This window comes from Microbacterium pullorum (assembly GCF_014836535.1).
GTDB classification, from domain to species: domain Bacteria; phylum Actinomycetota; class Actinomycetes; order Actinomycetales; family Microbacteriaceae; genus Microbacterium; species Microbacterium pullorum.
In genome coordinates, this window is the sequence record NZ_JACSQP010000004.1 from 352,760 (window position 1) to 377,603 (window position 24,844).

General features: G+C 69.3%; 20 protein-coding genes and 2 tRNA genes. 16 read left to right on the forward strand and 6 right to left on the reverse strand.

Annotated features, from left to right (window positions below; all coding sequences use genetic code 11):
- Nucleotides 1-22: 22 nt before the first annotated feature.
- Nucleotides 23-2,554, reverse strand: coding sequence for an OmpL47-type beta-barrel domain-containing protein (locus H9651_RS08590; RefSeq protein ID WP_191718865.1), 2,532 nt, complete (start codon nt 2,552-2,554; stop codon nt 23-25).
- 188 nt (nt 2,555-2,742) lie between these two features.
- Nucleotides 2,743-3,759 (reverse strand): LacI family DNA-binding transcriptional regulator, encoded by a 1,017-nt coding sequence (locus H9651_RS08595; protein ID WP_318244817.1) that lies wholly within the window; start codon nt 3,757-3,759, stop codon nt 2,743-2,745.
- Nucleotides 3,760-3,903: 144 nt separating this feature from the next.
- On the opposite strand from H9651_RS08595, the gene H9651_RS08600 reads away from it, so the two are divergent.
- The 4 genes from H9651_RS08600 to H9651_RS08615 are packed head-to-tail and all read left to right on the forward strand — an operon-like array spanning nt 3,904 to nt 9,147.
- Entirely contained in the window at nt 3,904-5,922 is a 2,019-nt protein-coding gene (locus H9651_RS08600) for a beta-galactosidase (RefSeq protein WP_191718867.1), read from the forward strand.
- Nucleotides 5,919-6,854, forward strand: coding sequence for a carbohydrate ABC transporter permease (locus H9651_RS08605; RefSeq protein ID WP_191718868.1), 936 nt, complete (start codon nt 5,919-5,921; stop codon nt 6,852-6,854). The genes H9651_RS08600 and H9651_RS08605 overlap by 4 nt, the downstream gene beginning before the upstream one ends.
- Complete coding sequence (locus tag H9651_RS08610) at nt 6,851-7,756, forward strand: carbohydrate ABC transporter permease (protein WP_191718869.1); 906 nt, start codon at nt 6,851-6,853, stop codon at nt 7,754-7,756. Before H9651_RS08605 ends, H9651_RS08610 begins: the two co-directional genes overlap by 4 nt.
- A gap of 59 nt (nt 7,757-7,815) precedes the next feature.
- On the forward strand, nt 7,816-9,147 hold the full coding sequence (locus H9651_RS08615) for an ABC transporter substrate-binding protein (RefSeq protein ID WP_191718870.1): 1,332 nt from the start codon (nt 7,816-7,818) through the stop codon (nt 9,145-9,147).
- 42 nt (nt 9,148-9,189) lie between these two features.
- On the opposite strand, the gene H9651_RS08620 is transcribed toward H9651_RS08615, so the two are convergent.
- Both H9651_RS08620 and H9651_RS08625 read right to left on the reverse strand, forming a co-directional pair.
- Entirely contained in the window at nt 9,190-10,527 is a 1,338-nt protein-coding gene (locus H9651_RS08620) for a cryptochrome/photolyase family protein (RefSeq protein WP_191718871.1), read from the reverse strand.
- Between the two features lie 56 nt (nt 10,528-10,583).
- On the reverse strand, nt 10,584-11,615 hold the full coding sequence (locus tag H9651_RS08625) for a diacylglycerol/lipid kinase family protein (RefSeq protein ID WP_191718872.1): 1,032 nt from the start codon (nt 11,613-11,615) through the stop codon (nt 10,584-10,586).
- A gap of 52 nt (nt 11,616-11,667) precedes the next feature.
- Here H9651_RS08625 and serS point away from each other — a divergent pair, with 52 nt between their 5' ends.
- The 10 genes from serS (at nt 11,668) to H9651_RS08675 (ending at nt 20,859) form a co-directional block, all read left to right on the forward strand.
- Complete coding sequence (serS, locus tag H9651_RS08630; protein WP_191718873.1) at nt 11,668-12,933, forward strand: serine--tRNA ligase; 1,266 nt, start codon at nt 11,668-11,670, stop codon at nt 12,931-12,933.
- Nucleotides 12,930-13,838 carry an HAD family hydrolase gene (locus H9651_RS08635; RefSeq protein ID WP_191718874.1) on the forward strand — a complete coding sequence of 303 codons (909 nt, stop codon included), beginning with the start codon at nt 12,930-12,932 and terminating at the stop codon, nt 13,836-13,838. Before serS ends, H9651_RS08635 begins: the two co-directional genes overlap by 4 nt.
- Before the next feature lie 123 nt (nt 13,839-13,961).
- Nucleotides 13,962-14,049 (forward strand) — tRNA-Ser (locus H9651_RS08640).
- A 49-nt stretch (nt 14,050-14,098) separates the two neighbouring features.
- The gene (locus tag H9651_RS08645; protein ID WP_318244818.1) at nt 14,099-15,382 is read left to right on the forward strand and encodes an LCP family protein; all 1,284 of its coding nucleotides are present in this window, start codon (nt 14,099-14,101) and stop codon (nt 15,380-15,382) included.
- On the forward strand, nt 15,379-16,647 hold the full coding sequence (locus H9651_RS08650; protein ID WP_191718875.1) for an LCP family protein: 1,269 nt from the start codon (nt 15,379-15,381) through the stop codon (nt 16,645-16,647). The genes H9651_RS08645 and H9651_RS08650 overlap by 4 nt, the downstream gene beginning before the upstream one ends.
- Before the next feature lie 71 nt (nt 16,648-16,718).
- A tRNA-Ser gene (locus tag H9651_RS08655) sits at nt 16,719-16,810 on the forward strand.
- 535 nt (nt 16,811-17,345) lie between these two features.
- On the forward strand, nt 17,346-18,191 hold the full coding sequence (locus tag H9651_RS08660) for an aminoglycoside phosphotransferase family protein (protein WP_191718876.1): 846 nt from the start codon (nt 17,346-17,348) through the stop codon (nt 18,189-18,191).
- An 821-nt stretch (nt 18,192-19,012) separates the two neighbouring features.
- Nucleotides 19,013-19,684: a FadR/GntR family transcriptional regulator gene (locus H9651_RS08665; RefSeq protein ID WP_191718877.1), complete on the forward strand. Its 672-nt coding sequence runs from the start codon at nt 19,013-19,015 to the stop codon at nt 19,682-19,684.
- Entirely contained in the window at nt 19,684-20,028 is a 345-nt protein-coding gene (locus H9651_RS08670; RefSeq protein WP_191718878.1) for an L-rhamnose mutarotase, read from the forward strand. The genes H9651_RS08665 and H9651_RS08670 overlap by 1 nt, the downstream gene beginning before the upstream one ends.
- Before the next feature lie 6 nt (nt 20,029-20,034).
- Nucleotides 20,035-20,859, forward strand: coding sequence for an amidohydrolase family protein (locus H9651_RS08675; protein WP_191718879.1), 825 nt, complete (start codon nt 20,035-20,037; stop codon nt 20,857-20,859).
- Here the strand turns inward: H9651_RS08675 and H9651_RS08680 are convergent.
- Together H9651_RS08680 and H9651_RS08685 are read right to left on the reverse strand one after the other, a co-directional pair.
- Complete coding sequence (locus H9651_RS08680) at nt 20,849-21,787, reverse strand: aldo/keto reductase (RefSeq protein ID WP_191718880.1); 939 nt, start codon at nt 21,785-21,787, stop codon at nt 20,849-20,851. The genes H9651_RS08675 and H9651_RS08680 overlap by 11 nt on opposite strands.
- On the reverse strand, nt 21,784-23,079 hold the full coding sequence (locus H9651_RS08685; protein ID WP_191718881.1) for an enolase C-terminal domain-like protein: 1,296 nt from the start codon (nt 23,077-23,079) through the stop codon (nt 21,784-21,786). The genes H9651_RS08680 and H9651_RS08685 overlap by 4 nt, the downstream gene beginning before the upstream one ends.
- Before the next feature lie 111 nt (nt 23,080-23,190).
- Between H9651_RS08685 and H9651_RS08690 the strand changes: the two genes are divergently transcribed.
- Together H9651_RS08690 and H9651_RS08695 are read left to right on the forward strand one after the other, a co-directional pair.
- A complete protein-coding gene (locus H9651_RS08690) occupies nt 23,191-24,027 on the forward strand; it encodes a fumarylacetoacetate hydrolase family protein (protein WP_191718882.1) in 837 nt (278 codons plus the stop codon).
- Nucleotides 24,024-24,764, forward strand: a complete 741-nt coding sequence (locus tag H9651_RS08695; RefSeq protein ID WP_191718883.1) for an SDR family NAD(P)-dependent oxidoreductase — start codon at nt 24,024-24,026, stop codon at nt 24,762-24,764. Before H9651_RS08690 ends, H9651_RS08695 begins: the two co-directional genes overlap by 4 nt.
- Nucleotides 24,765-24,844 lie beyond the last annotated feature (80 nt).

The window sequence follows — 24,844 nt, forward strand, 5'->3', positions numbered from 1 at the left end:
CGCCGAGGCGGCGGCCGGCGGCTCACCTCAGCACGAGCAGCGCCGACACCGAGGACGAAGAGGCGAAGCCCGTTCCGGTGAACTCGGCCCGCAGCACATGGATGCCGCGCGCGAGCCGGGGCAGGGTGATCGTCGCCGTGCCGCCGGCGTCGGCCGCGAGCTCGATCGTCGCCACCGGGCGGCCGTTGTCGGTCACCGCGACCGTGCCGACCGGTGCGGCGCCGTCTTTCGCGGTCACCGACACCGTGTACGTCACGGGGGTGTTGCCCGAGACCACGAGCCGGCTCGTGCTCGCTCGGGTGACCGTCGCCGTCGGCCGCAGCTGCGCCGTCGTCGTCGAGGCGACCGGGCTGATGTTGCCGGCCGCGTCGGTCGCCCGGTACGACAGGGTCGACGCCCCGTCCAGGCGCACCGGGGCGCGGTAAGGCGTCCAGTCCACGACGGTGCGGCCGTGCTTGGTCACGAGGTACTCGATCTCCGCCACACCGGAGGTCTCATCCGTGGCGGTGAGCACCACCCGCTGCCGCTGGTCGAGGGCTGCCGCCGCGCTCGGGGCGGTCGCGTCGATGCGGCCCGACCAGGCGACCGACTCGCTGACGTTGCCCGCCGCGTCGGTGGCGCGCACCGTCACGGTGCGCTCGCCGTCGCCGGCGACCTCGATCGGTCCGCTCACCGCGGCCCAGTCGCCGCCGTCGCGCTGCGCCTCGATGAGGGGCGCCTCGTCACGGTCGTCGGTCGCCGTGGCGGTCAGGGTGACGGGGCCGCGGTACCAGAGGTCGGCGCCGTCGGGGGAGGCGGGCGCGGCGTCGAGGGTGAGGGTGGGTGCGACGGTGTCCGCGTCGAGCCCGGCGGCGCGGAAGTGGTCGGAGTGCACCGTGAACGAGTCACCCAGATGCGGCAGCCAGCAGGCGTCGTTGTGTCGCCCCTCGGGGTAGACCGCCCACGTGTGCGCCACGCCCTTGCCGGTGAGCAGGGCGCTCATCGCCCGCGCGGCGTCGTCGAACCGGTACTCGTCGTACTCGCACGCGTCGAAGTACAGGTCGTACTGCGACAGCTGCTCGGCGGTCATCGCCTCGGCCTGGGCCAGCGGCGTCGGCAGGCTCGAGCCCGAGAAGCTCAGCGAGCCGATGTGGGAGGCCAGCGAGGAGAACAGCTCCGGGTGCGACAGGCCGAGCGAGTACGCCCCGAAACCGCCCATGGACACTCCGGTCAGCGCCCGGAACGCGGGGTCGTCGAGGGTGCGGTACTCGGCATCCACCAGCGGCACCATCTCGGTGAGGAACATGCTGCGCCAGGGCGTGCCGCCCGGCTGATCGGCGTACCAGAGCGACTCGCCGTCGGGCATGATGACGATCGATTCGGCCAAGCCCTGCGCCCACAGGTCGTCGAACACCCGGTCGATCTCGCGCGGCTCCCACTCCCGGCTGCCGCCGTTGATGCCGTGCAGCAGGTACACCACCGGGTAGTCACGGTCGGGGTCGGTCAGGTACGACGGCGGCAGGTAGGTGACGAACTCGCGCGTCTGACCTTCGAGCCGCGAATCCACCGTCTCGCGGAAGAAGCGCGAGCTGTTGCCGGTCTCGCGCAGCGTCTCGGCGGAGAACTGCAGAAACTGCTGCGCCGCCGGCTGGAACACGTGCGCCGCGCCGTCGCGGGTGCCCACGATGGCGCGGTTGGTGTCGACGATGAGCGCGCCGTCGGCGCCCTGCACGACCTCCACCTCGCCGTCGGTGAGGGTGAGGGTGCCGGAGTCGGCGACCCAGTCGCGCAGTTCGCGCTCGCGCCGCTCCTTCGTGCGCCCGTCGTGGAAGTACGTCTCGTCGAGCGACGCGAGGTACGCGTCGACGTCGCCGGCAGCCAGCGCGGCGCGCTGCGTCTCGAGCACGGCTGCCACCGCCGCGGACGTCGCCGCATCGGCGGGCGGGCCGGTGATGCCGTAGACGTTCTCGCGCACGGCATCCTTCGAGAAGATGCCGACGGGGCCCTCGTACCAGCCGCCGCCGCCGTTCATGTCGTACAGGCGCACGGCAAGGGTGTTCTCGCCGCCGAAGTTCGGGGCGGCGGCGGGCACCGGGTAGAGCCGCTTCTCGAACCACTGGCTGCTCGCGGCGGGCGGCAGGGTGCCCGACCCGCCGATGCGCACGCCGTTGAGGAACGCCTCATCGACGTCGTCGAGGAATCCGAGCGAGGCGACCAGGTTGCTGCCGGCCGCCCCGGCGGGCAGCGTGAAGTCCAGGCGGTACCAGGCGAATCCGTCGTAGTCGTCGAAGGGCGACCCGTCGCCGGGCACCTGGATGCTCTCCCATGCGGAGTCGTCGAAGGCGGGGTCGGCGTACGCCGGGTCGTCGCCGAGCGTGAACTGCCACGCCCCTTCGAGGTCGATCGAGACGGTGTCGGTCGTGGCGGTGTCGATCGAGACGGTGTCGGTCGTGGCGGCGATCTGCGCGGATGGCTGCGCGGACGCCGTCGGGGCGAACAGAAGGGAGGCGGCGACCAGCGCCACCGTCCCGGTGGCGATGCCGGCGCGCCGGCGGGTGGGGGTGAGGGTGTTCACGAGCTCCTACTTCGTCGTCGAGCCGTCCGTCGCGGCGGCTGCGCCCGACGGTCTGTGCACGTTCACAGACGCGATCAAGAGGCACCTGTGAACGTACACAGAGGGTGCCAGTCGTGCGAGGCCGTGTCAATCGCCTCGGCGGGCGGCCGGCGCACCGATTGTGGAGAGCAACCGTGGCGCCGGTCGGACTACGCCGATCCGCGCCAGATGATCGGGCACTCCAGCAGATGCGGCCCGCCGGCGCCTTCGCCGCGCAGCTGCCGCAGCACGGCTTCGGCGGCCGCGCGTCCGAGCTCGGTCGCGGGCTGGTGCACCGTCGACAGCGGTGGGTCGCAGCGCAGCGCCCATGAGCTGTCGTCGAACCCGACGATGCCGACCTGCTCCGGCACGGATCGCCCGGCCGCGTGCAGCACGTCCAGTGCGCCCGCCGCGACCGCATCGCTCGAGGCGAAGACGCCGTCGATGTCGGGTTCGCGCTCGAGCAGCGCCCGCATGCCTTCCTGCCCGCACGAGAACGAGTACAGCGGCACGCTCTGCACCAGCTGCGGATCGAAGCGATGCCCGAGTGCGTCGACGAAACCCGCCAGGCGGTCCGACCCCGAATCGCGGTCGAGGGCGGCGGCGATCATGCCGATGCGCCGGCGGCCGGTGCCGACCAGGCGCGTGGTGACCTCGCGCGCCGCGGCGCGGTTGTCGATCGCGACATACGCCGCATCGCCGATGTCGCGGGGGTGGCCGACGAATGCCGCGGGCAGCCCCAGGTGTGCCACGGCCTGGGTGATCGGGTCTCCGACGCGCGCCGAGACGATGATCACGCCGTCGATGAGACCGGCGCCGAGGAAGTGGGAGAGGCGTTGCACGTCGCGCGGTGAATCCGCGATGAGGCTCGCCATCTGGTATTCCGCCTCGGACAGCGCGGCGTTGGCGCCGAGCAGGATCGACCCGATGTTGGGGTCCTCCACGAAGAGCGAGTGCGGCTCGTGCACGATGAGTCCGATCGCCTGCGAACTCTGCATGACGAGGCTGCGTGCGGCCCGATTGGGAACGAACCCCACCTTGGCGATCGCCGCGTCGATCGCGGCGCGAGCCTCGTCCGACACATAGGGCTGGCCGTTGAGCACCCGGCTCACCGTGCCGCGGGAGACCCCGGCCTCCAGCGCCACATCCTTGACTGTTGCCCGTCGTCGTCGCCCCGTCGCTTCCACGGTCACATCGTATGTGCACGAGCACATGTGTCGCCGCACGTGTTGACAGGTCAGGGTGTCGCTCGTACTCTGTTCACGTTCACAGACTCTCAGCGCGGAGAATCCTCGCCTCGGCCTGTGCACGTTCACAGATCCGAGGAGACAATGACGCCCCCCGCCCGCCGCCCTTTCGCGCACGACGGCATCGCGTTCGGTTGCGATTACAACCCCGAGCAGTGGACCCCTGAGGTGTGGGACGAGGACATCGCCCTCATGACCGAGGCGAAGGTCGACCTCGTGGCGATCAACATCTTTGGGTGGTCGCACATCGAGCCGAAGCCGGGGGAGTACGACTTCGCCCGCCTCGACGACATCGTCGGTCGGCTGCACGCCGCCGGCATCCGCATCAACCTCGGCACCGGCACCGCGTCGCCGCCCGCATGGCTCGCCCGCCGCCACCCCGAGATGCTGCCGATGGCCGCCGACGGCACCCGGCGTTACCCCGGCGGGCGGCAGGCGTTCTGCCCCAGCTCACCGGTGTTCCGCGACGCGGCGGTGCGGCTCGCATCCGAGGTGGCCCGTCGCTACGGCGACCACCCCGCCGTGGCACTCTGGCACGTCTCCAACGAACTCGGATGCCACAATGCGCTGTGCTACTGCGACGTCAGCGCCGCAGCCTTCCGCACCTGGCTGCGCGACCGCTACGCCACGATCGACGCGCTCAACGCCGCGTGGGGCACCGCCTTCTGGAGCCAGACCTACGGCGACTGGGACGAGATCCTGCCGCCGCGCACGACCCTGTCGACGTCGAACCCGTCGCAGACGCTGGATTTCCACCGGTTCAGTTCTGACGAGCTGCGCTGCCTGTACCGGGCCGAAGCCGAGGCGATCCGCCCGCTCAGCGACCGGCCCATCACGACGAACTTCATGGTCACCGCCCACATCGAGAACATGGACTACTGGTCGTGGGCTGCCGACATGGACGTCATCGCCAACGATCACTACCTCGACGGGCGCCTCGCCGACCCCGTCGCCGAGCTCGCCTTCGCCGCCGACCTCTCCCGCGGTCTCGGGGACGGGGCGCCGTGGCTGCTGATGGAGCACTCCACCGGAGCGGTCAACTGGCAGCCGTTGAACACACCGAAGGCGCCGGGCCAGATCATCCGCAACTCCCTCACGCACGTCGCCCGCGGCGCCGACGGCGTGTGCTTCTTCCAGTGGCGCGCCTCGGTGCAGGGCAGCGAGAAGTTCCACTCCGCGATGCTGCCGCACGCCGGCACCGACTCCGCCCTGTGGCGCGAAGTGACGGAGCTGGGGGCGATCGTCGATCGCATCGCCGAGGTCGCAGGCTCCCGGGTCGACGCCGACGTCGCGGTGGTGTTCTCGTGGGAGTCGTGGTGGGCGACCCAGACCGAATCGCGCCCCAGTCAGTCGCTCGGCTACCTCGACCAGGTGCACGCCGCCTACACCGCCGTGCACAGCCTCGGTCTCACCGTCGACGTGGTGCGACCGGGCGCCGATCTGTCGGGCTACCGGCTGGTCGTCGTACCGGGTCTGCACCTCGTGCGGGCCGACGAGGCCGCCGCGATCACCGACTGGGTGGCCGCAGGCGGCAGCGCGCTCATCACCTTCAACAGCGGCATCGTCGACGCCGAGGACCGGGTGTGGACGGGCGGCTACACGGGACCCTTCCGCGATGCGCTCGGCGTGCGCATCGAGGAGTTCGCCCCGGTCGCCGCCGACGAGGTCGTGCACCTCACCGACGGCACCACCGCCCGCCTGTGGAGCGAGCGGGGACGGGCGACCACGGCCGAGGTCGTGGCATCGTTCGCCGACGGGCCCGCCGTCGGGCACCCCGCCCTCACCCGCAACGCGTGGGGCGAGGGCGCCGCCTGGTACCTGGCGACGCTCCCCGATGCGACCGCCTACCGCGACCTCATCGCCCGCCTCGCCGCCGAGGCGGGGGTGCGCCCGCCCGCCCCCGTGCAGGGTGACATCGCCGCGCTCGAGCTCGTGCGCCGACGTGGCCTCGACGCGTCGTACCTGTTCATCGTCAACCACGCCCCGCATGCCGCGACCGTCACGGCATCCGGTGTCGAACTCGTCACCGGTGCCGTGGTGCCAGGGAGCATCGAGGTTCCCGGCGGTGCCGTGCGCATCGTCAGAGAGGAGGCGGCAGCATGACCGTCACAGAGGCCATCACGCGCGCTCCGGATGCCGGGCGGTCGCGGCGGCGCCGCGGCGAGCGTCGCAAGGTGCAGCACAAGAGCGCCATCGCGATCTTCACCGGTCCGTTCGGGGTGCTGTTCCTGCTCTTCTATCTGATCCCCATCGGCTACGCCGTGTGGAAGTCGCTTCAGGTGGTCGAGCGCGAGGGCACGTACGGGGCGCCGCAGGAGGTGTTCGGCGGACTCGCGCAGTACGTGCTGGTGTTCCAGAACGCGCCGTTCTGGGAGTCGGTAGGCCGGGTGCTGCTGTTCGGCATCGTGCAGGTGCCGGTCATGCTCGGGCTCGCGCTGCTGTTCGCGCTGCTGCTGGATTCGCCGGCGCTGAAGGGCAAGCGCTTCTTCCGGCTCGCGTTCTTCGCCCCCTATGCCGTCCCCGGTGTGATCGCGGCGATCATGTGGGGCTTCCTCTACTCCCCGAACCTGTCCCCGTTCACCGATGTGACGCGGACGATCGACTTCCTGTCGCCCGAGATGGTGCTGTGGTCGATCGCCAACGTGGTCACCTGGGTGTTCGTCGGCTACAACATGCTCATCATCTACTCCGCTCTGCTGGCGATCCCCTCGGAGGTCTACGAGGCGGCACGGCTGGACGGTGCCGGGCAGATCCGCATCGCGTGGTCGATCAAGATCCCCATGGTCGCCCCGGCCATCGTGCTCACGGCGGTGTTCTCCATCATCGGCACGCTGCAGCTGCTGGCCGAGCCCCAGGTGTTCCGCTCGTTCAGCTCGGCCGTCTCGTCCGGATTCACGCCCAACATGCTCATCTACGCCACCAGCTCCGTGCCCAACACCCAGCTGGCGGCGGCGTTCTCGGTCGTGCTGGCGCTGGCGACCTTCGCCCTGTCGTTCACGTTCCTCAAGTCCACCCAGCGGAAGGCCGCGCAATGAGCATGCTCACCCGTACCCGCGGGGCCACCGCGGACGACCTCGCCCCCGCCCGCTCGAGGGGCGCGCGCGAGAGCGTGCTGTCGCGCGGCGCCGCCCTGCTGGTGATGGGGGTGTTCACCCTCTACTTCCTCGTGCCGATCTGGTGGCTGTTCATCGCCTCGACCAAGGACCGTGGCGACCTGCTGACGACGCCGGCGCTGTGGTTCGCAGACTGGAACTTCTTCACCAACGTCGGCGACCTCATCTCCTACGGCGACGGCATCTACTTCCGCTGGCTGCTCAACAGCCTCGGATACGCCGTCGTCGGTGCGCTGCTGGCGACGGTGTTCGCCGGCATGTGCGGCTATGCGCTGGCGAAGTACCGCTTCCCCGGGCGGGAGCTGTTCTTCAACGTCGTGCTCGGCGGCGTGCTGGTGCCGGCGACCGCGCTCGCCCTGCCGCTGTTCCTGCTGTTCAGCCAGGTGAACCTCACCAACACGTTCTGGGCGGTGCTGCTGCCGAGCATCGTCAGCCCGTTCGGGGTGTACCTCAGCCGCATCTATGCCGCCTCGTCGGTGCCCGATGAGCTGATCGAGGCGGGTCGCATCGACGGGGCCGGTGAGGTGCGCACGTTCTTCACCGTGTCGGTGCGGCTCATGACCCCCGCGCTGGTGACGGTGTTCCTGTTCCAGTTCGTGTCGATCTGGAACAACTTCTTCCTGCCGCTGATCATGCTGCGCAGCGAGGAGCTGTTCCCCATCACCTACGGCCTGTACGCGTGGAACACCCAGCTCAACCAGATCCCCGAGCTGCGCACCTACGTGCTCACCGGCTCGTTCCTGTCGATCCTGCCGCTCATCATCGCATTCCTGCTGCTCCAGCGGTTCTGGCGCAACGGACTGGGCAGCGGCTCGGTCAAATGACCCCCGGAGGGCTGCTGCCCGCCGGTTCCCTGTAACACCACCACCGAGTAAGGAAGATCATGCAGCACACCAAGAGGGCAGTCGCCACCGGCGTCGTACTGCTCAGCGCGATCGCGCTGGGCGGGTGCTCGACCGGAGGCACAACGGACACCGGCACGGATGCCGCCGCCTGCGCGCCGTCGGAGGGCGACGTGACGCTGGAGTTCACGTCGTGGATCCCCGGCATCGAAGACATCGTCGCCGTGTGGAACGAGGAGAACCCCGACATCCAGGTCGAGGTCCAGACCGGACCCAACGGCAACTCCGGCACCTACAAGAGCTTCTTCAGCCAGCTCGAGGCGGGCAACGCCCCCGACCTCGGCCAGATCGAATACGACGCGCTGTCGAGCTTCCGGGTGCAGGACGGCCTCGAGAACCTCGCCGCGTGCGAGGACGTCGTCGCCGCCGAGGCGGACTTCATCCCGTGGACCTGGGGCCAGGTGACCCTCGGCACCTCCGACGGCGTCTTCGGTGTGCCACAGGACTCCGGACCCATGGCGCTGTTCTACCGCTCCGACCTGTTCGAACAGAACGGCATCGAGGTTCCGACCACGTGGGAGGAGTTCAAGGAAGCGGCCGTGAAGGTACGCGAGGCCGGCGGCTACATCACCAACTTCTCCACCGGTGACATCAACCAGTTCGCCGGGTTCGTCTGGCAGGCCAACGGTGACTGGTTCACCAACGACGGCGACGCGTGGACCGTCGACCTCACCGGCGATGCGTCGACACAGGTCGCCGACTACTGGCAGGAGCTGCTGGACGAAGACCTCGTGGCGACGTACCCGGCGTGGACCGAGGAATGGAACAACGCCTACAACTCCGGTGCCGTGTGGGCCTGGAACTCCGCCGTCTGGGGCGCGAACTCGATCTCCAGCGGCGCCCCCGACACGGCGGGCAAGTGGTCGGTCGCGCCCGCCCCGCAGTGGGAGGCCGGCGGCCAGAGCTCGGGCAACTGGGGCGGCTCGTCGATCGCGGTGTTCAAGGGCACCGACCACCTCTACGAGGCGTCGAAGTTCGCGCTGTGGCTGAACACGTCGGAAGAGGCGCTGACGGCGCTGAACACGTCGGCGAACATCTACCCCGCCACCCTCGAGGGGCTGACCCTGCCGACGCTGCAGGAGGGTGTGGAGTTCTACGGTGGGCAGAAGATCTACGACGTCTTCGCCGAGGCGGCCGAGCAGGTCAACCCCGACTTCGTGTGGGGTCCGACCATGACGCAGACCTACGCCGACGTCTCCGACGGCTTCCAGAAGGCCGTGACCGGTCAGGGCACCCTGCTCGAAGCCCTCGAGAGTGCGCAGGAGTCGACCATCTCGACGCTGAAGGCGCAGTCCATCCCCGTCGCAGAGTGACCGCGGCGTGACCCGGTGACCCCGTGCGGCTGACGCACGGGGTCACCGCTCGCGTTTGACCACCTCGTAGGCCGCCAGCGCCGCCTTGCGGGTCGCGGCGAGGTCCACGAGCGGCTCCCGCTCCTCGGCATCCGGAGCCCACCGCGTCGTATATGCGCCGTCGGCGTCGAACTTGGTGCGCTGCAGCTCGGGGTTGAACACACGGAAATAGGGGGCCGCATCGGCGCCGGAGCCGGCGACCCACTGCCAGTTGAACGGGTTGCTGGCGTCGTCGGCGTCGACGAGGGTGTCCCAGAACCACTGCTCGCCGTGCCGCCAGTCGATCAGCAGGTTCTTCACGAGGAACGACGCCGTGACCATCCGCACCCGGTTGTGCATGTAGCCGGTGCGCCAGAGTTCGGCCATGCCGGCGTCGACGAGTGGGATGCCGGTGCGACCGCGCTGCCACGCCTCGAGGTGGTCGCGGTCGAGCGGCGGCCACGGGAATGCGTCGAACTGCGCCCGCAGGTTCTTGGTCGCCAGATCGGGGAAGTGGTGGAGGGTGTGCCACGCGAATTCGCGCCACCCGAGCTCCGACAGGAACCGCCCCGCGCCAGGCGTGCCGGCGGCGGCATGCCACACCGTGAACGGGCTCAGCTCTCCCCACCGAAGGCGCGGCGACAGCAGCGACGTCGCGCCCGCCGCCGGCGAATCGCGTGCCCGGTCATAGCGCGCGAGGTCGTCGGTGAGGAACTCGCGCAATCGTGCCCGGGCGGCCGGTTCGCCCGGTTCCCACGTCTCGCGCAGGCCCTCGGCCCAGTCGGGCCGAGTGGGGAGCAGCTCCCAGTCGCCGAGGGCAGCCGAGGCCGGTACGCGCGAGGGAGCCGCGATGGTGCGGGGTTCGGGCAGTGGCGCGCGCGGTGCCGGGAGCGATAGGCATGCCCGCCAGAACGGCGTGAACACCGAGAACGGGGTGCCGCCACCGGTGCGCACCGTCCACGGTTCGAACAAGACGGAGCCTGCGAACGAAGCCACGGTGACACCGTCGCCGCGCAGACCCGTCTTCAGCCGCGCGTCGACCTCGCGCGCCGCGCCGTAGCGACGGTTCCAGAACACCGCTCCCGCTCCGGCATCGGCCACCGCTTCGCGCACGACCCGCTCGGCGGGGCCGCGGCGCAGCACCAGGGCGCCGCCACGCTCGGCCAGCCGCTCGGCGAGCGAGGCGAGGCTGTGGTGCAGCCACCAGCGCGCCGCACCCCCGAGGGGGCGGATGCCGGGGGACTGCTGGTCGAGCACGTAGAGGCCGATGATCGGCTCGCCGCGGTCGATCGCCGCGCGCAGCGCCGGGTTGTCGGCCAGGCGCAGGTCGTCGCGGAACCACACGATCGAGGGGGAGGGCATGCCCCCATGTTCGCGCACCCGTGTCGGGGTCGTGGCGGGGTTGACGCGGCGGCGCCTCAGAGGCTGCGGTCGTCGCCCACCCGGGCAGCCGGGCGGCCCGCGGCGGAGAAGGCGTGACCGGCGGGCACCGTCACCCGCAGGGCGCCCGGCTCCACGCGGGCGCGCACATGCACCGCCTCGCCGAATTCGTCACCGTCGAGCTGCACCGGCTGCGCGCCCGCCGGGGCGAGGTCGAGCCCCGGGCCACGGGCGTAGCGCACCGCGGTGTCTTCGGTGCGCAGCGCCAGCGCCCGTCTGCCCGCGCGGAAGCGGCGCAGCACGCTGTTGTCCCAGGCGACGCGTCGCCACACGAACAGCCAGCCGAAGGGTCCCGCGGGCTGGAAGACCACGACGTCCAGTTCGCCGTCGATCATCGAGGCCTCCGGGATCAGTTCGAGCCCGGCGGGCAGCGACCCGCAGTTGGCGAACAGCACGCTGTGCACCTTGGCCGAATGCATGCGGTGACTGTCGACCTGGTAGACGACGCGGAACGGCTGGGCGTTCACGAGCGACCGCGCGGCGCCGCCGACATAGGCGACCCAGCCGACCGTCTTCTTCAGCTGCGGGTTGGTGTTCGCGATCATCGCGGCATCGAGCCCGATGCCGCCCATCACGACGAAGGCGTGCTCGTCCACTCGACCGTCGGGACGGCGGAGGGTGGCGAAGCCGATGTCGATGTCCTGGGTGTGCCCCTGAAAGGTCGCCCGGATCATCGTCTCGGCGTCACCGAGCGGCAGCCGCAGGTTGCGCGCGAGCAGGTTGCCGGTGCCGCTCGGCACGATCGTGAGGGGGATGCCGGTGCCGCTGACCGCGCCCGCGACGGCCCGCACGGTGCCGTCGCCGCCGGCCACGAGCACAGCGGCGACCCCCTGGGCGAGCGCGTTGCGGGTGGCGCCGTCGCCCAGATCGTCCACCGTGGTGCCGAACATCAGCGGGGGAGCCCATCCCGCCGCGTGCGACAGACGCTCCGCGGCGGCGCAGAGCGTCGCGGCATCCACCTTGATCGGGTTGTAGACCAGCGCGGCGCGAGGGGCGGCGGGCACGGTCATGCAGTCACGATAGCCCCGGCTGTGGGGGCGGGGCCTGTGCGAGGATTGTCGGATGATCGATCCCGCTCTGCTCCGCGACCAGCCGGACCTCGTCAAGCGCTCGCAGCAGGCCCGCGGTCAGTCGCCCGAGACCGTCGATGAGGCAGTGGCGGCCGACCGGGCCCGCCGTCAGGCGATCACCGCGTTCGAAGAGCTGCGCGCCGCCCAGAACGCCCACGGCAAGCGTGTCGCGCAGGCGCCGAAGGACGAGAAGGCGGCGCTGGTGGCTGAAGCCAAGGACCTCAGCGACCGGGTCAAGCGCGCGCAGGCCGCCGTCGCCGAGGCCGAGGCCGCTGCCGATGCCGCGTTCGCCAAGCTCGAGAACATCGTGATCGACGGCGTCCCTGCCGGCGGCGAAGACGACTTCGTCACCCTGCGCACCCACGGTGAGCCGCTCGAATTCGACTTCGAACCGCTGGATCACCTCGCCCTCGGCGAGAAGCTCGGTGCGATCGACATGGAGCGCGGCACCAAGGTGTCGGGCTCGCGCTTCTACTTCCTCACCGGCATCGGCGCCCGCCTGGAGCTGGCCCTCATGAGCCTCGGGCTCGACCGCGCGCTGCAGCACGGGTTCACCCCCATCATCCCGCCGACGCTCGTGCGCCCCGAGGTCATGCGCGGCACCGGGTTCCTCGGGCAGCACGCCGACGAGGTCTACCACCTCGCCGACGAAGACCTCTACCTCGTCGGCACGAGCGAAGTGCCCCTCGCCGGCTACCACATGGACGAGATCCTCGACCTCTCGGCCGGGCCCAAGCGCTACGCCGGCTGGTCGACCTGCTATCGCAGCGAAGCCGGCTCGTACGGCAAGGACACCCGCGGCATCATCCGGGTGCACCAGTTCAACAAGCTGGAGATGTTCGTCTACACGACCCCGGAAGACGCCGAGGCGGAGCACGAGCGGCTCGTGGCCGTGCAGGAGCAGCTGCTGCAGGACCTCGGCCTGAGCTACCGCGTCATCGACGTCGCCGCCGGCGACCTGGGCTCCTCGGCCGCCCGCAAGTACGACATCGAGGCGTGGGTCCCCACGCAGGGTGCGTACCGGGAGCTCACCAGCACGAGCAACTGCACCACCTACCAGGCCCGGCGCCTGGACATCCGCTTCCGTCCCGACGGCGGCAAGACGTCGCCGGTCGCAACCCTCAACGGCACGCTCGCCACGACGCGCTGGATCGTGGCGCTGCTGGAGACCCACCAGCGCGCCGACGGTTCGGTGACGGTTCCCGAGGTGCTGCGTCCCTACCTCGGCGGGCTCGAAGTCATGGAGCCGATCGCATGAGTCAGGCTCACCTCCCCGCCACCGGCGGCGTCGAGATCACCCGGCCCGGTGACGCGGCGGAGATCGTCGAGGAGATCGCGGCGGACACCGAGAATCCGCTCGTCCCCACCGAGCGCCTGCTCATCGTGCTCGACATCGACGGCACGATCCTGCTCGAGGACGAATCTCTCAGCCCCGGGATCGTGGAGGCCGTCGCGCACGCGCACCGCGCGGGACACGAGGTGATGCTCGCGACCGGCCGCAGCTGGGAGAGCACCCGCGGCATCATGCGCGTGCTCGAGATCGCCCCCGAATACGTCGTCTGCTCCAACGGTGCGGTCGTGATGCGGCGTGTCGAAGGCGACGAGGTGCGCTACGAGCGGTTCCACACCGAGACCTTCGACCCCACCGAGGTGCTGACGCTGCTGCGCGAGCACCTGCCGCACGCACGGTACATGGTGGAGCTGCCCGACGGTCGGCGCCTGTACACCGAGGAACTCGACGACTGGAACCTGCAGGGCGCCAAGCGGGTGTCGTTCGAGGAGCTCTCCGCGCAGCCGGCATCGCGTGTCGTGGTCGTCTCGCCCGATGAGACCGAGCAGGATTTCGTCGACCTCGTCGCGCGCATCGGTCTGAACGAGGTGTCGTACGCGGTCGGCTGGACCGCCTGGCTCGACATCGCTCCGCGCGGGGTGGACAAATCCTCGGCGCTGCAGCTGGTCTGCGACTGGCTGGGTGTGGACCCCGCCCATGTGCTCGTGATCGGCGACGGCCGCAACGACATCGGCATGTTCCGCTGGGCGCGCGAGCACGGCGGCCGCGCGGTGGCGATGGCCCAGGGTGTGGCAGAAGTGCGCGCCGTGGCGGGGGAGACCACCGGTTCGGTCGAAGCAGGCGGCGTCGCCGACGTGCTGCGCGGGCTCTGAGCCGCCGCGCGCGGGCGCTCCGCGCGTCATTCAGCGGCCGCACAGCAGCCCCCGGGACAATGGGACACGATGCCGTCGACTAGACTCGTGGCCTGTTCGACGGATGCCGCGTGGCTTCCGCCGGGAGGGTTGTCCGAGCGGCCGATGGACCTGGTCTTGAAAACCAGTGGGCAGCAATGTCCCGTGGGTTCGAATCCCACACCCTCCGCCATGGCACTCGGGTGTGACGATGAGGGCCCGTCCCACCCGAGAGGACCCGCGTGAGCACACCCGAACCCAGCGGCGCACCCACCGGCGCTGCGCGCGCCGGCCGGCGCCCGCTGGCGCGGCACGGAGCCCATCGCTCGCCCGGGCCGCTCGCCCAGCTCCTCAAGTTCGTCGGCATCGCCCTCGCCGTCGTGCTCGTCGCGGCGGGCGGCGTCGCCGCCTACACCGCGTACGACCTGGCATCCAGCTTCGCCGACGGCTCCGTCGACCTCGAAGGCCAGGAGGCCGTGCCGCCGGACATCGGCGAGATCGAGGGGGGAGTGAACCTCTTCCTCGCCGGCACCGACGCCTGTGAGCCCGAGTACGCCGCCTTCTTCGGCGATCGCTGCTCGGGAGCCGACGCCGAGGGCGAACTCAACGACGTCAACATGCTCGTGCACATCTCCGACGCCCCCCGCCGGGTGACCGTGATCTCGTTCCCCCGCGACCTCATGCTGCCGATCCCCGCGTGCACCGAGCCAGGCGGTTACGCCAGTTCGGCCATGAGCAAGCAGCCGTTGAACTCGGCGTACTCGTACGGTGGCCTCGGGTGCGTCGTGTCGACGATCTCCGAGCTCACCGGGCAGGAGATCCCCTTCGCGGCGAAGATCACCTGGGGTGGGGTGATCGAGATCACCGACGCCATCGGCGGCGTCGAAGTGTGCATCGCCAATGGCATCCGCGATCCCCATACCGGCATCGACTGGGAGGCGGGCAACCGCACCATCGCCGGCCTCGAAGCGCTGCAGTTCCTGCGCACCCGGCACGGCGTCGGCAACGGCGGCGACCTCGGCCGCATCAGCAACCAGCAGCAGTACATGTCGCGGCTGGCGCGCAAGCTCATCAGCGACGAAGTGCTCTCGAACCCGGCGACCCTGTACTCGCTGGCATCCACCGCCGTGAAGAACGTCACTCCCAGCAAGACGCTCACGAACCCCGTCACGCTCATGCAGATCGCCCTCGCGGTCAAGAACGTGCCGTTCGAGGAGATCGTCTTCGTGCAGTACCCGGTGCTCGAAGACCCCGACGACCCCAACAAGGTCGTGCCCGACTATGACGCCGCCGACCAGCTCTGGGCGGCGCTGGCGGCCAACCAGCCGATCGTGCTGAGCGGCGAGGCCAGCCAGGGCGACGGTGTGGTCGTCGTCGAGTCGGAGAACCCCGAGGCGACCGATCCCGCCACCGACGCCGGCGCAGAGGCGACAGAGGCAGCCGCTCCGGGTGTTACTCTGCCATCGTCCATCGCTGGCCAGACCGCCGCGCAGGAGACCTGTTCGAACGGAAATGTGAGCGAATGACCCCACGCAGCGCCCGAGGGCGACCGCTTCCGGTCGCCCGGCACGGCCTGCTGCGTTCCCCGAACCCGCTGCTGCAGATGCTCACCGTCTTCGGTGTCATCGTCGCGGTCGTGGTGGTCTCGGGGGTCAGTGTCGCCGGCTACGCGGCCGTCGGCCTGGTGTCGGACTTCGCCGAGAACGCCGTCGAGCTCGAAGACGCGCCTGCCGAGCCGCCGAGTCTCGGGCCGATCGAGGGGCCGATCACGATGGTCGTCACCGGCACCGACGAGTGCGAAGACGAGATCGCCGGCCTCTTCGGTGGCAGGTGCACCGGCTCGGATGCCGGCGGTCAGCTCAACGACGTCAACCTGCTCGTGCACATCTCCGATGCGCCGCGGCGTGTGACCGTCGTGTCGTTCCCTCGTGACCTCATGCTGCCGATCCCCTCGTGCACCCAGGAGGACGGCACGCAGACCGCCGCGATGCGCAAGCAGCCGCTGAACTCGGCCTACTCCTACGGCGGCCTCGGCTGCGTCGTGAACACCCTGTCGAGCCTCAGCGGGCTGAGCGTGCCGTACGCCGCCAAGGTCAGCTTCGGCAACGTCATCAGCATCACCGACGCCATCGGCGGCGTCGAGGTCTGCATCGCCGGCGGCGGCATACGCGACCGCCACACCGGCATCGACTGGCCGGCCGGCATGCGCACCGTGTCGGGATACGACGCGCTGCAGTTCCTGCGCACGCGTCACGGGGTGGGAGACGGCTCGGACCTCGGGCGCATCAGCAATCAGCAGCAGTACATGTCGCGTCTCGTGCGCAAGCTCGTCAGCGACGAGGTGCTGAGCGACGTCGGCACCCTCGGCGCGCTCGCCGGCACCGCGGTGAAGAACGTCACCCCGAGCGACAGCCTGGCCAACCCGCTGCGGCTCGTGCAGATCGCCCTCGCCGCGAAGGACGTGCCGTTCGAGGACATCACGTTCTTGCAGTACCCCACCTACGACGATCCCGCCGACGGCAACAAGGTCGTTCCCGACTACGCCGCCGCCGAGCAGCTGTGGGCCGCGTTGATCGCGAACCAGCCGCTGCAGCTGAGCGGCGAGGCGGGCAAGAACGACGCCGTGGTCGTGGTCGAGCCTCCCGCGGGCGAGGCTCCGGCGGACCCGGCCGTGGGCGAGACGCCGACGGAGACTCCTGCCGTGGTCGACGGCACCGTGGTGCTGCCGCAGTCGATCACCGGCTCGACCGCCGCACAGGAGACGTGCTCGGTGGGTAACGTCCGGGGGTGACCCGTGTTCGTCGAGGGGCGCGCGACCAGGTTATGATGGCTGAGTGCGTCCGCCGATTCGGTCGGGCGCCTGGAGACGTCGCATAGTCAGGCCTAGTGCACCACCCTGCTAAGGTGGAGTCCCCTTATGGGGACCGAGGGTTCAAATCCCTCCGTCTCCGCCATTGATTCCCTGATCGGTCATACTTTTTTCTCGTATCTCGGAGACCAATGCCGATCTGAATGGCATCTTTTGGCGCATAGGGGTCCCCCAGCGGGACCCGTGGGGGACCCCTGGAAAACAGATCTCCGCTCGGCTGCCTGAGCTGATTCGTCGAGTTCCGCGTGTTTCCGCGGCGGGCTGGGGACCGATAGTGGGGGAGTGCACCGCTCCGCGAGGGTGGAGCACCTCACGGGCTTTGGCACGTGTGGTGCCCGCACGATTGGGCGGCGGCTAACGCGATTGTTCTCGGGCCGGTCATCCGAACGGTCGAGGCCCACGCTTGGCAAGGGGAACGCGATCGTGTCGGGATCGAGCGTTGACGGACAGAAATCGTGATGTCGGTCGATCGCTCCTGGTAGCCCGGCCCTCTCCGTCCAACCGATGCGCGCGTCTCAACCCGTCCTCACCGTCCGTCATTCGGGCACTGCGCGGATAGGGAGCCACTGCGAGCAGCACCGCAGCGTTGAGCGTCCGCGCAATCGGTTACCGTGGAAGCGGTGAGCAGAAGCCGCGAAGTGACGGCGTGGGTATCGGCGACGTTCCCTCGTCGCTCCTGGACAAATCTTTCGGTCGTCTCCGGCGCGTTCCACGACGTGGTGATGACAGGCGAGGTGGTCGCTCGCGTGAGCTCGGGTCGCGGTCACTTCGAGCGCTCGACGCGGGAGTGGCAGATCGCACAGCAGGTAGACAACCTGTTCGTCGACACTGCGGTGCCCCGTGTGCTGACCGACATGCACACAAGCGCCAACCACAGCGGATTCTTGCTCTCCCGCCTGCCAGATAGCGACGACGCACCCGCTGAGTGGAGCGAGGTTCGGTCCACCTACGCAGAGTTGCTGGAGGCGCTGGCACTCGCTCCAACGACGCTGGACCTGCCGCCGGCGCGGACCTGGTGCGGTGGCGACCGTTTCCTGGAGACTGTTCAGGAGGCCTTAACCCCGTTGCTCGGCGACGATGCTCCGGCGGCGGTCCGGGCGGTCGAATCCGTTATGGAGCTTCCGAATCGCAGCCCAACCCTTGTGCACGGTGACTTCGGCGCCCACAACATAATCTGGCGGCAAGGTCGAGCACATGGCGTGATCGATTGGGACCATGCCTGCGTTGACGATCCTGCTATCGACATTGCGCCGCTGGTGGGAATGTATGGGGCAGCCAGCGTTCGACAGATCGCACCGGCCGAAACGGTTTCGCGCGCCATGGTGCATCGCGCGACACTGCCTCTGCAAGTCGCAGCCGCAGCACACAGCATCGGCCACGCCGCACTTCGCGACCACGCACTAGGCAACTTCAGAACGCGCCTACACTCCGGACTGTTGTACGCCGCTGATGGCGCCCACCCCTGATCCGGAACGCTCAGGGATCCCCTGCGCGCGCGATCGGCCACGCCGCGCTATTTGCCGCGGTCGTGCCGGTCGTGGCCGTCGGCGGACGCGGACTCGCGGTCCAAGCTCAGGGGTCCCCCAGGGGTCCCCCAGGGGTCCCCGAGGCTGCCGATAGTCCGGATTGTCCTGGTGTGTGAGGGTTGCATAGAGTGCGACATGAGGCGGCCGACGGTCGTTCGAATATGCCCGGTGAGGTGCGGAATTTGCGGGGCCGCGCGGGTCAGGGCGGTGATGGGCAGCGCAGCCGGATTCGGCTCGTTTCCCCCTGCTAAGGTGGAGTCCCCTTATGGGGACCGAGGGTTCAAATCCCTCCGTCTCCGCTCTGAAAATTCCTGATCAGCATCTATTTTCTTCCGCTTCCGCCACGAAGTGTGCCATTTCTGCCGCGTTCTTGGTGCGGTCAGCGGTGAGCAGATCGGCATCCAGGCCTTGCGTCCTTGCAGTCTTCTCCTTTGGAAATCGCCTGGGTTGCCCTTTCCGGGTGTGAGGCGGGAGCGCAAATCCCTCCATGACCGGGATCGGCGTGTCCGCGAGCTCGTAAAGAGCGGGTACGTCTCGATGGGGCGTCAACGAGTCCAGGTTCGTTCTGAGTCGAGTGAGCAGCCGAGCGCCCGAGGGCTTCGTCTCTTGCTCAAGCAGAGCGGATCCACCTCCTCCAGCCACGAGTCACCGGAGCGTGTACTGCCGCCTAGCCGGACGGTTGTCGCTTCGAACAGAACCGTCGCAATGAGATGGTTACACCAGGCTCCGCAAACATCCGACCTCTTGCTAGGGTGTCTCGCATGGCTGTCACCGACGAAGCGATCCTGAAGATCAAGGAAATGATCGTCTCGGGAGCACTCGGGCCGGGCAGCCGACTTCCACCCGAGAAGGAGCTCAGCGAGCGCCTCGGCCTCTCGCGCAGTTCCCTCCGTGAAGCGGTGAAGGCGCTCGAGGTCATCCGGGTGCTCGACGTCCGCCGAGGCGACGGCACCTACGTCACCAGCCTGCAGTCCGACCTCCTCCTCGAGGCGATGTCGTTTGTCGTCGACCTGCACCAAAACGACTCGATCCTCGAGATCCTCGCTGTCCGGCGTATCCTCGAGCCGAAGGCGACGGCGATCGCGAGCGGCGTGATCACCGACGAGCAGCTCGACGAGATCGCGGGGCTCATCGAGACCATCGCGAACGACACCGACATCGAACATCTCGTCGTGCACGACATCGACTTCCACAGCCGGATCGCGGGTGCTTCGGGCAACGCCTATCTCGCGCACCTCATCGATTCCCTCTCCAGTCAGACCGTCCGCGCGCGCGTCTGGCGCGGCATCACCGAGGGTGGCTCTGTCGCCCGGACGATCGACGAGCACCGCGCCATCCTCGCGGCGCTGAAGCAGCGTGACGGCGAGCTCGCTGAGGCGTTGATGATCGCCCACGTGTCGGGCGTCGAGCAGTGGCTGCGGAAGGCGCGCTAATGCGCATCGCACTGCACTCCGAGATTAAGCCTGGCCTTATCGATGGCTACGTCACTAACCACGATACGATCCCCGACGACCTCGTCGAGACCTTCGCGCGGGTCGGCATCCGCTCCTGGACCATCTGGCGCTCCGATCACCGACTCTTCCATCTCGTCGAGTGCGACGACTGGGATACCGCGCGCGCAGCGCTCGCGACCGACAGCGCGGACGCCCGGTGGCAGGCGACGATCGGCCCGTACGTCCGGTTCTTCCTCGACGCGGAGGGCGGCCAGGACACCGCGCCGCTCCATGAGGTGTGGGACCTCGCAACCCAGCGCGACCGGAGCCGAGAAGAGGTGTAGCGACACATGCCCGTCGCGGTCATCGACGCCCACGTCCATATCTGGGACCCCGCGGTCCTCCCGGTCCCCTGGGTCGAGGGCAGCCCGCTCGCGGGTCCACGCCTCCCGCGCGACCTGGACGGCGATGACCGCATCTCGGCCCGCGTGTTCGTCGAAGCCGACATGGCCGCCACCCCGCTCGCGGAGGTCGACTGGGCCACCTCGCTCGGTTGGGACGGCCTCATCGGCATCGTCGCTGACGTCGACCTGACCGCTGGCACGCTCCCTTCAGATCTCGCTGAACTTCGCCTCCGCCCGCTCGTGCGCGGTGTGCGCGACTTGCTGCAGAACCGAACGGATGCCGCGATCGCGGCGTGCGCACCCGGTCTCGGGTTGCTCGGCGACGTGACGTTTGACGCCTGCGTGACCTGGCAGCAGCTTCCGGCCGTCGCGGCGCTGGCCACCGTCGCCCCCGAGACCGCGATAGTGCTCGACCACTGCGGCAAGCCGCCCGTCACCGATGGGCTCGACTCGGCGGCGGGGAAGAGGTGGCTCCGCGGCATCCGTTCGGTCGCTGCATGCGACAACGTGACGGTGAAGCTCTCCGGGCTCCGCGCCGAGGCCGCGGACGCGGCATCCTTCACCGCGCATGCACCCGCGTTCCTCGAAGCGACGCTGGAAGCCTTTGGCACGGAGCGCGCCATGTTCGGCAGCGACTGGCCCGTCAGCACCGGTGCCGACGCCGGTGTCTCGACAGCCCAGTGGATCGACCTCGTGCGAGTAGCGGCCGGAACCGGCTGGCCCCAGGTCGCCGCCGGGACGGCGAGCCGCGTCTATCGACTCAGGGGATGAGGCCCTCCGCTGCGAGGTCGTCCCATAGCGCGGACGGGATCGGCGTGCGCAGATGCTCGACGTTCGCCTGCAGCGACGAGACGCGCGCGGTCCCGACCACGACCTGCTCGACCGCCACGTGCCGCAGCGGGTATTGGATAGCCGCGGCGGGAAGCGCGACGCCGTGGCGTGCGCACCCGGCGCGGAGCGCCTCGGTGCGCTCGATCAGCTCGGCTGGCACGTCGCCGTAGTCGTAGTGCGCGGTGCGCGGGTCGGCGGCGGCGAGCAGTCCCGAGTTGAAGACGGCGACGGCAATCACCGCGACACCTTGCGACTCGCAGAGGGGGAGGAGTTCGTCGCGGGCGGGTTGCTCCAGCAGGGTGTACCTGCCGGCGATCATTACGACGTCGAGGTCGCCCTCGCGCACCGCCCTCACTGCCGCATCCACACTGTTGACGCCGACGCCGATGCGGTCGACGAGGCCGCGCTCGCGCAGCGTCGCCAGCGCCGGCAATCCGAGGCGCAGGCCTTCGTCGAGGTCGTACACGTCGGGGTCGTGCAGAAACAGGGTGTCTATTCGATCGAGTCCGAGCCGCTCGAGCGACTCCGCGAGGCTCCGCTCGACACCGGCGAGGCTCGGGTCGAAGCGGCGCACGAGCCGGTCTGGGACGGCGAACCCGTTCGCGGCGTCCATCCCGCCGCTGAAGTCGGGGTTCGGCTCCAGGAGGCGCCCGACCTTCGTCGACAGTTGGAAACCCTCGCGCGGCTTGCCCTGCAAGAGAGCACCGAGACGCTGTTCGCTGAGGCCCAGGCCGTAGTGCGGTGCGGTGTCGAACGAGCGGATGCCGGCGTCCCACGCAGCATCCAGCACGGCCCGCGCATCGTCGTCCGAGACCTCGCGGTAGAGGTTGCCGATCGAGGCGGCACCGAAGCCGAGTCGTTCGATCATGCGACCGGTCCCGTCGCGTGCCAGCGGTATTGCTCGATGGATGCCGCGTGCATCTCGGTGCCGGCGCCCGGGGCGGTCGGCGTGACGTAGCGGCCGTCCGTGATCACGGTGGGCACGACGAAGTGCTTGTGGAGGTGGTCCACGAACTCGATCATGCGCCCCTCCATGCTCCCCGAGACGGCGACGAAGTCGAACATCGACAGGTGCTGCACCGCCTCGCACAGCCCGACTCCGCCGGCGTGCGGGCAGACCCGCACCCCGAATTTCGCGGCGAGGAGGAGGTGCGCGATATTCTCGCTGACACCACCGACGCGCGTCGCGTCGATTTGCATGACCTGGAGGGCGTCTGCCTGCAGGAACTGCTTGAACATGACGCGGTTGTGGACGTGCTCGCCGGTCGCGACCGGGATCGGTGCGATGGCCTTCGCGATCGCCGCGTGCCCGAGGATGTCATCGGGGCTCGTTGGCTCTTCGACCCAGGCGAGGTCGAACTCAGCGAGCGCCCCGATCCAGCGGACTGCCTCGGTGACGCCCCACCGCTGGTTCGCGTCGATGGCGATGGGGAAGTCCGGGCCGACGGTGCGGCGCGCGATGGCGAGCCGGCGAATGTCGTCCTCGAGGGAAGTGCCCACCTTGAGCTTGATCTGCGCGAAGCCGTCGGCGACCGCTTCGCGGCACAACCGCTCGAGCTTTTCGTCGGAGTAGCCGAGCCAGCCCGGGCTCGTCGTGTACCCGGGGTACCCGTGACGGAGCAGCTCCGCCTCGCGTGCGGCGCGGCCGGGTTCCGCAGCCCGGAGGATCTTGATCGCCTCGTCACGTGTGAGCGCGTCGCTGAGGTAGCGGTAGTCGACGAGGTCGGCGATCTGCTCGGGGCTCATCCGGGAGAGGACTTGCCACAGGGGCATCCCTGCCCGCTTCGCCTTCAGATCCCACAGCGCGTTGAGAGCGGCGCCGATCGCCATGTGCATCACGCCCTTCTCGGGGCCGAGCCAGCGCAACTGCGAGTCGTGCGCGAGTAGGCGCCACGTCGCGCCCATGTCGTCGAGGAGCGGTTCGAGCTCGAGCCCTTCGAGATGCGGCCGGAGGGCGTCGATCGCGGCGACCTGAACGTCGTTACCGCGGCCGATAGTGAACGCGAATGCGTGCCCCTCCAGCCCGTCGCCGGCGTCGGTTCGGATGACCACGTACGCGGCCGAGTAGTCGGGGTCGGGATTCATCGCATCGGAACCGTCGAGGCTGAGCGATGTGGGGAAGCGGATGTCCGCTGTCTCCAGCGAGGTGATGGTCGTCATTGGTCCTCCTGGGCCCACGATAAACATCCGATGTCTTGGCCGTCAAATGGTAGCGTGTTCACGCAAGCCACATTTCTCGGCGGCTAAAGTTCGGATGTTCGAAGGAGACGCATGCGTTTCGCCCGGGTCGGCGCTGCCGGCAAAGAGATCCCCGTCGTCCTGCACGGCGACCAGCTGTTCGACCTTCGCGGTATCACGCCCGACATCGTCGGCACGTTCCTCGAGAGTGGGACGGATGCCGTCTCCGCGGCACTCGCGGCGGGCGAGCTTCCCGAGGTGCGGGGAGGTGATGTGCGGTACGGTGCCGCGATCGCGCGACCGTCGTCGATCATCTGCATCGGCATGAACTATGCCGCGCACGCGGCCGAGTCAGGGTCGGCGCCGCCGGAGGACCTCGTCGTCTTCCTGAAGACCGCCAATACGATCGCCGGCCCGTTCGACGACGTCGCCCTTCCGCCCAGCAGTGTCAAGACCGACTGGGAAGTCGAGCTCGGCGTGGTGATCGGACAGCGGACCAGCTACCTGGACTCGCCTGCCGCCGCGCGTGCGCACATCGCCGGCTACGTCGTCGCGAACGATCTCTCCGAACGCGAGTGGCAGATCGAGCGCTCGCTCGGTCAGTGGAGCAAGGGCAAATCGTTCGCCGGGTTCTCACCGGTCGGCCCGTTCCTCGTCACGACCGACGAAGTGGATGCCGGGATGCTGCGCGTGCGCAGCTGGGTGAACGGCGAACCCCGACAGGATTCGTCGACAGCCGACATGATCTTCGGCGTGGACGAGATCCTCTACCGACTGAGCCAGTTCCTCGTCCTCGAGCCCGGCGACCTCGTCCTCACCGGGACGCCCGAGGGCGTCGCACTGTCGGGGCGCTTCCCATATCTGGCATCTGGTGACGTCGTCGAACTCGAGATCGACGGGCTCGGCCGGCAGCGGCAGGCCGTCCGATGAGTGCCTTCGACGGCCTCGCGGCCATCGTCACCGGCGGAGCCTCAGGTATCGGCGCCGCGATCGCCGCACGCCTCCGTGAGGACGGCGCGCGCGTCGCCGTATTCGACCTGGCCGAGCCAAGCGGCCACGACCAGTACCGGGTCGACGTCGGTGACGATGCGGCGGTGCGCGCCGCTGTCGCCGAGGTCGCGGAGCGCTTCGGCGGCATCGACGTGGTCGTGAACAACGCCGGTATCGGCGCACAGGGGAGTGTCGAGGCGAATTCTGATGAGGAATGGCACCGGGTGTTCGATATTAATGTGCTGGGTGCTGTGCGCGTGTCGCGGGCCGCGCTGCCGTGGCTTCGCGGGTCCGCCCATGCAGCGATAGTCAACATGTGCTCCATCGCCGCAGGCGCGGGGCTCCAGCAGCGCGCCCTGTACGGCGCGACCAAGGGGGCGATGGCATCGCTGACGCTCCAGATGGCGGCCGATCACATCAGGGAGGGGATCCGGGTCGCCGGCGTGAGCCCTGGCACTGCCGAGACGCCGTGGGTGACGCGGCTGCTCGACAGCGCGCCCGACCCTGTCGCAGAGCGCGCCGCGCTCGAAGCGCGGCAGCCGCACGGCCGGCTTGTGCACGCGGACGAGATTGCCGACGCTGTCGCGTACCTGGCGAGCCCGCGCGCCGGATCGACGACCGGCACGATCCTCGAGGTCGACGGAGGGATGGCCGGACTGCGCCTCCGGCCCGCGTAGGCATCGGATCATTGTGATCACGCAGGGGCTGTTTTTGACGTTTCTAGAGATTTGACACTTTAAACATCGGATGATTGGAT